Raw genomic sequence first — 12,631 nt, forward strand, 5'->3', positions numbered from 1 at the left:
ATAAGGGAGAGGCTTCCCTTTTTCAATTCCCAATAATTCATTTACACATAATTATTTAAACACTCGGCTATTTCTATAAACTCTTTAAACAACAAACGGGAATGACACCATTGGAATATCGTGATGGTGCTGGGGTTACTAGATAAAAATATAACAACAGAAAGGCTGCACGTACAAAAATAGTCGACGAATTTTCGTCGGCTATTTTTAGTGGTCGTTATTTTGGACTGATCGAGTAGGGTAATTCTTGCTTGGTCAACGCAACTGGATCTGGGGCCAAGCCTAGCGTAACTTGCAGTTTGCCACCGGCCATTAATTGTTGATGGGTCAGGAAACTTTGATGGTAATTCTGGCTGTTTAATTGTCGATTCTGGACGAATTGGTTCTGATCGACATTTCGTTCGGTCGTCAAGGTGAAATCTTTCTGATCAGGGAGATGCAAGATCACTTCGTCAAAAATCGGTATTCCGAAAACATATTCGCCACTGCCAGGGGTGACCGGATAAAATCCGAGCGCAGATAGCACATACCAACCTGCCATCGATCCGTTATCTTCGTCGCCGGGGAAACCGGTGAAGCCTGAATTGAACGCGTGTAGCAATAATTGTTTGACTAAAAGTTGGGTCATTTCTGGATGCTGGGCATAGGTAAACAGATAAGGGATGTGGAAGCTTGGCTGATTAGACAGCGCTAATTGTCCGAAGTTGAGCGCAGCCATTTCCGACATTTCGTGGATCTCGAAGCCGTAGCGGCCGACCTTGAAATCTGGCCGGCTGTTAACCAGCTCGACGAGTTTTTGATAAAATTTTTCTGAGCCACCATATAACTTGATCAAACCGGCAACGTCTTGATAGACTGCGAAGCCATTCTGCCAGACGCTACCTTCTGTGTAGCCGTGGCCCCATTCGATCGGCGTGAAATCATTTTCGAACTGGCCTTGCTGATCTTTCGGGCGGATGAAACCAGATTCTGGGTCGAATAAATGTTGGTAGTTCAGGGCGCTTTGGCGATATTTTGACGCTAATTCGGGCTGGTTCATTTTTTCGGCGATCACGGAGATGCAGTAGTCGCTGTAGGCATAATCCAATGTGTGATTGACGCTCTCATCGTAAGAGCTAGGCACAAAATGATATTTTAAATAATCGGTTGTACCGCGTCGACCATATTTGGGATCGGCGCTCTGAACGGTGGCACCTTTGATCATCGCCTCCAAAAAATCGGGCAATTCGGAATCGGCAATCAAATTTTTAGCGGCGGCGTCTGCAATCACGGCGTCAATCAAGGTGCCGGGCATCATTCCGCGTTCATCGGGTGACAACCACTTAGGCAAATAGCCAGTTTCTTGATAGCTGGTCAAAAATCCCTTTAACATGTCCTGCAAGAGCTCAGGTGCGATGATCGAGTAGAAGGGGTAGACAGTCTTGTAAGTGTCCCAGAAGCCGTTGTTGGTGTAGAGAACGCCCTTTTTAACGGTCTGGACTTTCGTATCGTAGTGGATCGGTTGTAGCTGTTCGTCTAACTCGTAAAATTTCTGTGGGAACAGGAATAAGCGGTATAAAGTCGTGTAAAAAGTTTTAACGCGGTCGGAATGAAGCCGGTCGTTGATTTCAATCCGGTCGAAATATTGTTGCCATTGTGCGGTGACTTCTGCGGCTTGTTGAGCGATGCTTTTTTCCAGTTGGCGGTGCAAGTTCAGTTGTGCTTGCTCGATGGAAATAAACGAGGTCGCAATTTGTAGCACGCTAGTTGTCTCGGTGAAAAAAACGCATAAACGCTGATCATGACCGACTAGATGCTGCGGATCATTTACCACAAGCGGCTGGCAGTCTTCGGAGAATAAGCGCGTTTGATCCGCGATTAAAGCCTGGTCGAAATGGATGGCAACGTACAGCTTGAAATTAGGATCTTCTGATTCGCCGAAATTTGAAATCCAACCCGAAATATCGTGCTCGGAAATTTCGAGGTCGAATTTGCCAGGCAACTCAAATTGCAATCCGGGATTTTCTGAATGGTGATATTCACTGTGCAAGGTGGCGCCGTAAGTGGCAGGGATCAATTCGCTGTCGATATCATAGCGAACATCATGAAGTGCTAATTTATTTGGTGAAAAAATCGCGCGTTGGGGATCGTAGGAGCCGGCTAATTCGTTAACGGGTTCTGTGGGTGCCAAATTTAGCGGCAGGATCTGCAAATGTTGAAAGTCACCGATCCAAGGACTAGGTTGGTGGGTCAGGCGGAAACCCTCCAGACGACGCGCGTGCGGATCGAAGAACCAGCTACCCTGATCGCCGTTGGTTTGAATGGTGAAATAATTCATGGCGAAAGGTGCGCCGGTCAGCGGTAAAGTATTGCCGTTAGAGAAGCGATAATTGTTTTCGGTTCCTTGGCGGGTATCGATCGTTGTAATTTTCATGATTTATTTAGCTCCTTCAGTATTCATAGTTTGAATGGATAAACGCGACATTAATTCGACGGGCACGGTAATTTGGGCTATTTTTGGTTCGTAGGGATTTTCAATTCGTTGTTCTAACAAAAGAGCTGCCTGGCGACCGATTTCGTGGAAATCTTGGGCAATAGTCGTCAGTTGCGGTTGGCTGATCGCCGTTTTAGAAATATTATCGAAACCGATCAGTGAAAGTTGCTCGGGTACCGCAACGTTGATTTTTTGGAGGTGATCCAGCAATTGAATCGCCAGAATATCATTCTCGCAGACGATAGCACTGATTTTCTGGGTAGTGACATAATCGAGTAAATTTTTAAAATGATCCTTGGTCAGTGAATAAGCTAGCTGCGGATCGGTCGCACCAGACAAATCGTGTTCGCTCAAGGCCTGCAAATAACCGAAGTAACGTTGGGCCACTGAAGAGTTCAGCGTGAGGGTCAAACCGGTTTGGGAAAGAAAGGCGATCCGTTGATGGCCGCTGTCGATTAAAGTCGTGGTCGCTAAACGGCCACCTTGCGTATTATCGGCGACGACAGAAGGCACCGGTAAACCTGTCGCCGTTTGATCGATCAACACGGTCGGAAAATGGGCCAGTAATAATTGATTGATCGTGGTTAATTCGGTGGCTAAATCTTGTGGATAGAAAATAACGCCATCATATTGCGTACGTAGTTTCTCTGGCGCCTCGAGCGTGAAATGATTATTCTCGATCACGATCAAGTCCTGATCGTTGGTAGTCAGCACCGACTTAATGCCAGCAATGTAGTCACCTAAGCCGGCTTCCATGGCAAAGGGAATCACTAATAGGATTTGTTTGGTATGATGATGGATCTGAAATCCGGGACGCATGAATGTTCCGCTACCTTGGCGACGCTCGACTAAGCCGGTATCCGCCAATTCTTGGAGCGCACGTTTGGAAGTGATCCGGCTGACGCGATAAGTTTTAGCCAGTTCGTTTTCAGATGGGAGTTGTTGACCCGCGACATATTTACCTGCCCAGATCTGGTCGCGAAGGTCGGCAAAAATCTGTAAATATTTATTCGTACTCGCTGCCAATTGATGTCCTCGCTTTCTAAACTTGATATTGATAATCATATACCATATTAATCGAGAAAGAAACATCGAGATGCAATTAATCGACATTTTACATCGATTGATCATTAAGTTAACCTATTGCTGTTTATTAACTGATTAATATCGATTGAAATCTCTTACATTTTTTGAAATAACACTGGAAAAAAAGTTGTTTCATGATATACTTGTTCTATAAAATAATATATCAAGTGGTGAAATTAATGACAACTTCTTTTGTAACTCCGGCGGTGCGACTATTTGTCGATCACGTCAATGAACTTTGTGGTCCCAAATTAGAAAACCTAGCCAAAATTTTCGATACAACTTTTACAAACACGTTGGAAACGACGCTCGAAAAAGATGATCTGCAGAATATTTTCGTCTTGACTGGCGATATTCCGGCAATGTGGCAACGCGATTCGACCGCACAGCTGCGCCCATATTTGATTATGGCGCAATCCGATCCGCAAATTGCCGACTTGATCCTCAAGGTGGTCAAGCGCCAGTTTTTCAATATGAACGTGGATCCTTATGCGAATGCATTCAACTTAACGGACAATAACCATGGGCACCAAACCGACAAGACCGAAATGGGGCCGTGGATCTGGGAGCGCAAGTATGAATTGGATTCCCTTTGTTATCCAGTGCAGTTGGCTTATTTACTTTATAAAAATACCGGATTGACGGCGCAGTTCGATCAAACTTTCGTTGCCGCAATTAAAAAGTTGTTAGAAGTCATTACCATCGAACAACATCATGAAAATTCAGCTTATCGATTCGAACGCGTGGATGATCGCCCCGAAGATTCGTTGACGCATGATGGCCGCGGCGAGCCGGTTGGCTATACTGGCATGAGTTGGTCGGCGTTTCGTCCCAGCGATGATGCCTGCGTTTATGGCTATTTGGTGCCGGCCAACATGTTTGCCGTGGTGATTTTGCAGAACCTGCACGAAATTTTCACCACGATTTTATCGGAACCGGAGTTGGCTGCACAAGCTGAAAAATTGGCTAGCGAAATTCAAACGGGTATCGAAAAATTCGGTACGACCACCAACGCCGCCGGTGAAAAAATCTTTGCTTATGAAGTCGATGGACTAGGAAACACCGTGTTAATGGATGACGGCAATATTCCTAATCTGCTCAGTGCACCTTATTTAGGCTACTTGGCAATGGATGATCCCACTTATTTGGCGACGCGGAAAACTTTGTTGAGTCCAGAGAATCCTTATTATTATGCGGGTACTTTTGGCGCCGGCTTGGGTAGTCCCCATACGCCAGAAAATTATATTTGGCCGATCGCACTGTCGATTCAAGGGCTCACGCAGCCAGACCGTGCCGAAAAATTGCGGTTGCTGCAACTGTTGGCGCATAACACTGCGGGCACAAACATGATGCACGAAGGTTTCGACGTCGAAAATCCAGCGAACTTCACGCGCGAATGGTTCTCGTGGGCCAACATGATGTATTGCGAACTCTTGCTGGATTATTTAGGCCTGCAGGTCAAGCAATAAACGAAAAGTTTAAATCAAGGAGAATAAAGTTGAAAAAAGTCTATGTGATATCGCACAGTCATTGGGATCGCGAATGGTATCTGCCATTTGAGAAACACCGTTTGCGTTTGGTTAAGTTATTGGATGATGTCTTGGATTTGATCGACAAGGATCCAGAATTCAATAGTTTTCAATTGGATGGGCAAGCCATTATTATCGACGATTATTTGGCGATCCGGCCAGAAAATGAAGCACGAATTCGCACTGCCATTGCCAATGGGAAAATGCGCGTGGGCCCCTTCTATGTCTTACAGGATGATTTCTTGATCAGTCCAGAAGCACACGTTAAAGATTTTCAAATTGGGCGCGCCACTGCAGAAAAATACGGACAGATGATGGGAATCGGCTATTTTCCAGATACCTTTGGCAATATGGGGCAGACGCCGCAAATGTTGCGTTTAGCCGGATTGGATGCCGTTGCCTTCGGGCGTGGCGTCAAGCCGACTGGATTGAACAACCAAATTGCGGAGGGTGCCTTTGAATCTGCTTATTCTGAAATGAATTGGCGCGGGCCCGACAATAGCCAAGTGCTGGGTATTTTATTCGCGAATTGGTACAGCAACGGAAATGAAATTCCGGTTGATCGTGAGGCGGCCAAGAAATATTGGACCGAGAAGCTAGCCGATGTTGAAAAATATGCGTCGACAGATAATTTGTTGATGATGAATGGCGTCGACCACCAACCGGTACAAAAAGATATTAGTCAGGCTTTAGCAGTCGCACGCGAATTATTCCCGGATTATGAATTCATTCATTCCAACTTCGACGATTATTTAGCGGCGGTCAAGGCAGATCTTCCTGAGGATTTGAGCGAGATCAACGGTGAGCTGACTTCTCAAGAAACGGATGGGTGGTACACGTTGACCAACACCGCCTCGTCGCGAATTTACTTGAAGCAAAAAAATGCCGAGGTTCAACGACAATTGATCGACGAAGCGACACAATTAGCGGCGGTCGCGTTGCCAAAAGCAGATTATCCACGCGATCAGTTGACTTACGCCTGGAAATTATTACTACAAAATGATATTCATGACAGCATCACCGGCTGTTCGATCGATCCGGTGCACCGCGAAATGATGAGCCGGTTCGAAAAGGTGTCGGCGGTTGCGGAATCGATCCGTGACGAAGCGATGTCCGCATTGGCCAGCCAGATCAAAACGGCCGTTTTTCCAGAAGATACGCAACCATTCATCGTGGTTAATCCGAGTGGCGTAGCTAAAAGTGGCGTGATCACAGTCGAGGTCGAATTAGAGCGGGCTTTGTTTAAAGATGGTCGGCCAGACGCGCAATACGCAAAAATGGCGTTGGCTGCACAAGAGAACCGCTATTATCGGATCATCGATGCAAACGGACAATCAGTTGAAGGGCGCGTTGTTAACTATACGACGCGTTTCGGAGCCGACTTGCCAACGGATCGGTTCAGAGTTCCGTATATCGCGTTATATGCACAAGTTGAAGTCGACGTTAAAGACTTCGCGGCCTTTTCTTGGCAAACTTTTGCCTTGCAGCCGAGTGAACAACCCCGCTTGTACAGTGACCAACTGACCACTTCGCTGATCACGGAAGGACATATTCTCGAAAACAAGTTTATTAAAGTGGATGTGTCGCAGCAAGATGGTTCGTTAACGATCCTCGACCATCGGACTAACCATGTGTATGAACGACAGGCAATTTTCGAAGATTCCGGTGACATGGGGAATGAATATATTTATAAAGAGACTGCCGACAAACTGCGAATCTATTCAACGGATCAAGCGCCGGTCATTCGGGTGAAAGAAGATTCTGCAAATCGGGGCACACTAGAAGTGATTTCCACATTGAGGATCCCTAAAACTGCTGATGCGCAATTGGCCTATGAAACGCAGGCTGTGATCGATATTACCCATCGGCAGGCGACCCGCGGCTCCGAAATGATCGACCTGCAATTGCATACGCTGATCACCTTAGAAGCGGATCAACCCTTGCTTAAATTCAATGTGTCTTATGATAACCAGGCCAAAGATCATCGACTGCGGGTTTTGTTCCCAACGAAATTTGCGACGACGACCAATCAAGCCGAATCGGTTTTCGAAGTCGTTCAGCGCCCCAATTTGCCAGAACCACAGTGGCAAAATGAAACCAACCCTCAGCGTCAACAGTCTTTTGTCAACTTGCATGATGATTTCGGTGGGATAACGGTTGCCAATGACGGTCTAAATGAATACGAAATTTTACCAGAAAATAAGACGATCGCACTTACCTTATTACGTTCTGTCGGTGAGCTGGGTGACTGGGGTTACTTTGCCACGCCGGAAGCGCAGTGCCAAGGTCGTCAACACGCTAGCTTCGCATTGAGGTTGCATGATGAAACCGCTGCTGATCGTTTGAAGAGTTATCAAGAAGCGCGTGCGTTTGCGATGCCATTCTTGTCACAGACGGTTGCACGGCATGACGGTGCGCGGAATAGTGCGGGAACGTGGCTAACAGTCAAGGATCCTGCTCATGCTTTTGCAGTGACTGGGGTTGAACGCGATCAGGTTGGCGAATTAGTTGTTCGCGGTTATAATTTAGATCAGACCAGTCACGAGCTAACTGTTCAAGCAGCTGGTAAAACCGGCGAGTTGGTCGATTTCTTAAGTCACCAAGTGGCAACTTCGAGCAATGATCCATTGCAGCCGGCCGAGATCAGAAATTATCGATTCAAAGCGGAGACGTTGATCTAAATCTAGGAAATTAGTTGAAGGGAAGCAAATCATGGCACATTTATTAGGCGGTATTGAAGCAGGCGGCACAAAATTTGTTTGTGCGGTCGGCGATGAGAAGGGTCAGGTCACACAACGGGTTAAATTTCCGACGACGACGCCGGAAGAGACGATGAAACAAGTCTTTGAATTTTTCGATCAATATCAGGTGGAAGCAATTGGGATCGGCTCATTTGGCCCGATCGATATCGATCCGCAATCGGCGACTTACGGTTACATCACGGATACGCCGAAATTAGCATGGAAAAATTATAATTTTCTCGGTGCGATGAAAAATCGTTACCAAATTCCGTTTGAATGGACGACCGATGTTAACGTTGCTGCTTATGGTGAACATAAATTAGGCGCGGGCGTCGGTAAAAATAATATTCTCTACGTGACCGTTGGAACTGGGATCGGCGTTGGTTACATTTCCCATGGTCAGTTGTATCGCGGACGGAGCCATCCAGAAGGCGGGCATATTTTGTTGCATCGAGAAGATGGCGACAATTTTGCTGGCGTCTGTCCTTATCACGGTGATTGTCTAGAAGGCATTGCTGCAGGACCCGCAATTGAAAAACGGACCGGCAAGAAAGGCTATGAACTCGCGCCGACGGATGCTTGCTGGCAAACAGAGGCTTATTACTTAGCACAAGCCTGCATGACTTATACGCTGACGTTTTCGCCGGACATGATTATTTTCGGTGGTGGCGTTATGAAACAGCAACAATTATTCCCCATGATCCGCACTAAATTCCTCGAATTAATGAACGATTATGTGCGGGTCGCGGATTTAGATCACTACATTGTGCCAGTTCGACTCGGCGACGATGCTGGGATCACGGGTAGCTTATTAGCCGCAGCAGATGTTTTAGAAAAGTAACAGAAAAGGACAAATTCAATTTGAATTTGTCCTTTTTTGTGGATCATTTTATTTTTTCAATGCTGACGCGAAGAATCGTTTTACGTTTTTCTTCGGGTACACGGCGGAAATCAGAAATATAAATTTCCTTATGTTCCTTTGAAGTGCGTTGGTAACCACTAGTTGCCAGAAAATCTGCGAGTTGGGCGAAGCTAGCAGGTTCATCGTCGAATGAGCCGACATGCATGATCATTCCGACGAGGCCTTCATCGAAGCGTTCGAATTTAACTTGGGACAATAATTCCGGTGCGACTTTATCGTGAGCCAATTCGATTGCACGATCGAAAACTGATCGATCAACGAAGCTAGGTTGTTTGATCATGATTTTATATTGCAAATAATCTTTGTCGAGCGGACCTTCACGATGACCCTCGGCTAATGTCCAGAAGCCTTCCAGTGGATAAACTGTGTACTCGAAAGCACCAGGAAATTCGATGCCTTTTTTCGGCGCCATACGAATCGCGTAGGCAATTGGGTAGAGCGCAGAAATCTTAGAGGCAAACTCTGGACCGTTGGGGTCACCCTGACCCGTGATCGTGATAAAGTTTTGTTTAGGTAGTGTCGTGATCGACGGTGTTTTTTTAAGTGGGTAGATTTCTTTTTCATCTTGACGCCAATTTGTTTTTTCCATGGGTTCTCCTTGTTTTGATCAGATAAGTTTGTTTTTTCTTAATGAAATAGGTAAAATTAGGCAACTAAAAAATTGTGATTCGACTATGGGGGTCATTATGAAACAACTACTCACATCTGGTGGCATCAGTAATGCCACAATCAAACAGGCATTGATCGACCTGCTTGGCAAACCAATTTCGCAAGCCAATGCCTTGTGTATCCCGACTGCAGCATATGGTCATCCAGAGGTTAAACCCGATGGTGTGTGGAGATTCATCAGTGGTCATTCGAGTGCGCCCATGGTTGATTTAGGTTGGCAGTCTGTTGGGGTGCTGGAGTTGACTGCACTGCCAACAATCGCCACGGATCGTTGGCATCAATGGATTGCCGATACCGACGTTCTTCTCGTTGATGGCGGGGATGCGGTCTATCTTAATTATTGGCTACACCGATCCGGATTAGCGGATCTATTACCGGATTTACCGGATAAACTTTGGGCGGGTGTCTCTGCTGGTAGTATGGTCATGGCACCGCGGATCGGCCAATTTTTCGTTAATTGGAAGGCATCGACTAACACGGATGATACAACATTAGGCTTAGTGAATTTTGGGATTTTTCCACACTGGCATCTGTTCCCAGAAAACAATCTGGCCAACGCTCAAAAGTGGGTTAAGTCTATCGGTATTCCGGGCTATCTCATCGATGAGCAAACGGCCATTCAAGTCGTTGATCATCAAACCACTGTCATTTCAGAAGGACAGTGGCAATTACTAAAGCCGTAGAAGATTGGGGTTAGGGAACAACTAGTCTTTCTGGTGTGATGCCTATCAGAAATCACGAATCTGAAAATCAAATCATTGATTCACGTTATCTCATCAGTTGTATTCAGCTATGATTTGAATAAGCGTGCGGCCCTAACCGCGGTTTGCCAACCAGCGTACAATTTTGTACGCTGGTCTTTTTTCATGAGTGGTTCGAAAGTTTGACCGACTTGATAGATCTGTTTTAATTCGTCGATGTTTTGCCAGTAACCGACTGCCAGGCCAGCTAGGAACGCCGCACCCAGGGCAGTTGTTTCGAGATTGTGGGAGCGTTCGATGGGAATATTCAGAATGTCGGCTTGAAACTGCATTAAATAATTATTTTTGGCGGCACCGCCATCTACGCGCAAAGTCGAAATGTTGATGCCAGTGTCTTGATTCATGGTGTCGATCACGTCGCGCGTTTGATAGGCGAGCGACTGCAGCGTCGCCTTGATAAAATCATCACGAGTGGTGCCACGCGTTAATCCGAAAACCGCCCCGCGAGTATCGCTGTCCCAATAAGGCGCGCCTAATCCCGTGAACGCTGGGACGACATAGACTTCGTTTTGATTGTGTGAATTCAAGGCGGCGGTTTCCGAATCTGGGGCAGCGTCAATCAATTGCATGTTATCGCGCAACCATTGAATGGCCGACCCGGCCACGAAAACCGAACCTTCCAGTGCGTAATGAATTTCGCCATTGAGACCATAACCGATTGTGGTCAACAATCGATGCGCAGATAGGGTTGGCTTGGTACCGGTGTTCATCACGATGAACGCTCCGGTGCCATAAGTATTCTTGACCATGCCGTCATCTAATGCCAATTGGCCGAAAAGTGAGGCCTGTTGATCACCGGCCATCCCGCAAATAGGGACTTCACCGCCGTAGAAATGATAAGCGATAGTCGTGCCGTAGATTTCTGAATTGGATTTGACTTCTGGAAACATCACACGGGGAATATGAAGCAGATCGAGAATTTCTTGATCCCATTGCAAGTCGTGGATATTAAACAGCATCGTGCGGCTGGCGTTGGTATAATCTGTCACGTGCGTTTTGCCACCAGTCAGTTTCCAAACTAACCAAGAATCGATTGTGCCAAATAACAACTCGCCATTTTCTGCGCGCTGTTGTGCACCTGGGACTTGATCGAGAATCCAGCGAATTTTAGTCGCAGAAAAATAAGCGTTGATCAACAGGCCAGTTTTCTCGTGGATGAGGTCGTCGTAACCGTCAGCTTTCAGTTCTAAGACGATCTCAGCCGTCTGGCGCGATTGCCAAACGACGGCATTGTAAATGGGCAGTCCGGTTTTTTGATCCCAAATAACGGTGGTTTCACGCTGATTGGTGATACCGATTCCGACGATCTGATCCGGCTGGATGCCAGAATGAATAAATGCATCGGCGATCGTCGATAAAACCGCGTTCCAAATTTCGTTAGCATTGTGTTCGACCCAACCAGGATGCGGAAAATATTGAGGAAATTCTTGCTGTGCTTCGGCAACCTTGTTTCCCTGATGATCAAAAATAATAGCGCGCGTACTGGTCGTGCCTTCGTCGATGGACATGATGTAGGATGATGCCATTGTAGACTCCTTTGTATAACCGTGACTTAAGGATATTGTACAGCAAAATGAGAACGCTTTGCATAAAAATTCCGCTAACTGTTTTCAAGTTAACTCAAAAACTCCTATTTGCGTGCAAATAGGAGTTTTTAGCATTAATCAGTCGACATAGCTCGATTTTGACAGTATGTTAGTCCGATACGTCTTTTTATTCCAGTTTCACATTAACAACATGAGGCTCGTCGCCATCCGCAGTCGTAATTTTGATGACGATTTGAGAATTTGTATTGATGAGATTGAAGGAAATGTCTGCGTCCTCACTGGAATCGGCGGCGACGTCTTCATTGAAGTCATCGTCATCGCCTGCCAACAAGTCGAGCTCCTTGTCTTCCTGGAAAACTTGAATTTTCCCTAAGCTGGAGAATTTGGCGCTCTCGGTTGTTCTGTTGGTCCAGTCCATCTCCAGTTCTAACTTGTTGTCATCGATTTCGCCCTTGATGGTATTCAAGCGGAAATTTTTCCAATCGATCGATTGCGTCAAGAGTTGCTGCTCATCGTCTTGTTCGCCAACCCGCAAGTTGGATGATTGTGCGCTAGACGTCGCAGCCTCTTCGCTGATTTTAGAAGCGCTACTTTCCGATTTGGATGTTGAGGACTTCGAACCCGTGTCGGGGTCTGTGGTTGTGCTAGCGGATTGCCCGCAAGCTGCTAAGGTCATGGTTGCTAAAAGTAAAGCGGTGATCGCTGTTTTTTTGAACATTTGGAATCCTCCCTGTTAAACGAATGCCCGCGAATTGTTAAGTTACTTTTAGCTTACTAAGTTGCTGTGGCATGAACAAGGAAAAGGCAATGACAACAACAGTGATTTTATTTAAAATCTAGAAATCGATGTCTGCGGACCGTGTTTCAAAAAATATTGACCGTTTTTTTGCAATCTGCCCGAAA

9 protein-coding genes and 1 pseudogene are annotated in these 12,631 nt (G+C 46.2%); 5 read left to right on the top strand and 5 right to left on the bottom strand.

Annotated elements, in window-relative coordinates; translation table 11 throughout:
• Positions 1-68: 68 nt before the first annotated feature.
• A pseudogene (locus tag EKM67_RS10995) lies at positions 69-146 on the top strand (helix-turn-helix transcriptional regulator); the annotation flags it as partial.
• A 71-nt stretch (positions 147-217) separates the two neighbouring features.
• Here the strand turns inward: EKM67_RS10995 and EKM67_RS06145 are convergent.
• Positions 218-2,413 carry a GH92 family glycosyl hydrolase gene (locus EKM67_RS06145; RefSeq protein ID WP_125578153.1) on the bottom strand — a complete coding sequence of 732 codons (2,196 nt, stop codon included), beginning with the start codon at positions 2,411-2,413 and terminating at the stop codon, positions 218-220.
• A gap of 3 nt (positions 2,414-2,416) precedes the next feature.
• Positions 2,417-3,499 carry a GntR family transcriptional regulator gene (locus EKM67_RS06150; protein ID WP_164506589.1) on the bottom strand — a complete coding sequence of 361 codons (1,083 nt, stop codon included), beginning with the start codon at positions 3,497-3,499 and terminating at the stop codon, positions 2,417-2,419.
• Between the two features lie 239 nt (positions 3,500-3,738).
• Between EKM67_RS06150 and EKM67_RS06155 the strand changes: the two genes are divergently transcribed.
• The 3 genes from EKM67_RS06155 to EKM67_RS06165 are packed head-to-tail and all read left to right on the top strand — an operon-like array spanning position 3,739 to position 8,670.
• On the top strand, positions 3,739-5,028 hold the full coding sequence (locus EKM67_RS06155; RefSeq protein WP_125578155.1) for a glycoside hydrolase family 125 protein: 1,290 nt from the start codon (positions 3,739-3,741) through the stop codon (positions 5,026-5,028).
• A 23-nt stretch (positions 5,029-5,051) separates the two neighbouring features.
• A complete protein-coding gene (locus tag EKM67_RS06160) occupies positions 5,052-7,769 on the top strand; it encodes an alpha-mannosidase (RefSeq protein WP_379894999.1) in 2,718 nt (905 codons plus the stop codon).
• A 31-nt stretch (positions 7,770-7,800) separates the two neighbouring features.
• Positions 7,801-8,670: an ROK family protein gene (locus EKM67_RS06165; RefSeq protein WP_125578157.1), complete on the top strand. Its 870-nt coding sequence runs from the start codon at positions 7,801-7,803 to the stop codon at positions 8,668-8,670.
• A 43-nt stretch (positions 8,671-8,713) separates the two neighbouring features.
• On the opposite strand, the gene EKM67_RS06170 is transcribed toward EKM67_RS06165, so the two are convergent.
• Positions 8,714-9,340 (bottom strand): GyrI-like domain-containing protein, encoded by a 627-nt coding sequence (locus EKM67_RS06170; protein ID WP_125578158.1) that lies wholly within the window; start codon positions 9,338-9,340, stop codon positions 8,714-8,716.
• Between the two features lie 97 nt (positions 9,341-9,437).
• On the opposite strand from EKM67_RS06170, the gene EKM67_RS06175 reads away from it, so the two are divergent.
• Positions 9,438-10,103 carry a Type 1 glutamine amidotransferase-like domain-containing protein gene (locus tag EKM67_RS06175; protein ID WP_125578159.1) on the top strand — a complete coding sequence of 222 codons (666 nt, stop codon included), beginning with the start codon at positions 9,438-9,440 and terminating at the stop codon, positions 10,101-10,103.
• Positions 10,104-10,210: 107 nt separating this feature from the next.
• Here the strand turns inward: EKM67_RS06175 and glpK are convergent, their stop codons facing one another.
• Together glpK and EKM67_RS06185 are read right to left on the bottom strand one after the other, a co-directional pair.
• Positions 10,211-11,707, bottom strand: a complete 1,497-nt coding sequence (glpK, locus tag EKM67_RS06180) for a glycerol kinase GlpK (protein ID WP_125578160.1) — start codon at positions 11,705-11,707, stop codon at positions 10,211-10,213.
• Positions 11,708-11,894: 187 nt separating this feature from the next.
• Positions 11,895-12,446: a hypothetical protein gene (locus EKM67_RS06185; RefSeq protein WP_125578161.1), complete on the bottom strand. Its 552-nt coding sequence runs from the start codon at positions 12,444-12,446 to the stop codon at positions 11,895-11,897.
• Between the last annotated feature and the right edge of the window lie 185 nt (positions 12,447-12,631).

This window comes from Lapidilactobacillus mulanensis (assembly GCF_003946215.1).
Taxonomy (GTDB): domain Bacteria; phylum Bacillota; class Bacilli; order Lactobacillales; family Lactobacillaceae; genus Lapidilactobacillus; species Lapidilactobacillus mulanensis.

Coding starts and splice junctions, on each gene's coding strand:
- EKM67_RS06155 (WP_125578155.1), top strand. CDS start 3,739: ATGACAACTTCTTTTGTAACTCCGGCGGTGCGACTATTTGTCGATCAC.
- EKM67_RS06175 (WP_125578159.1), top strand. CDS start 9,438: ATGAAACAACTACTCACATCTGGTGGCATCAGTAATGCCACAATCAAA.
- EKM67_RS06145 (WP_125578153.1), bottom strand. CDS start 2,413: ATGAAAATTACAACGATCGATACCCGCCAAGGAACCGAAAACAATTAT.
- EKM67_RS06170 (WP_125578158.1), bottom strand. CDS start 9,340: ATGGAAAAAACAAATTGGCGTCAAGATGAAAAAGAAATCTACCCACTT.
- glpK (WP_125578160.1), bottom strand. CDS start 11,707: ATGGCATCATCCTACATCATGTCCATCGACGAAGGCACGACCAGTACG.
- EKM67_RS06185 (WP_125578161.1), bottom strand. CDS start 12,446: ATGTTCAAAAAAACAGCGATCACCGCTTTACTTTTAGCAACCATGACC.
- EKM67_RS06165 (WP_125578157.1), top strand. CDS start 7,801: ATGGCACATTTATTAGGCGGTATTGAAGCAGGCGGCACAAAATTTGTT.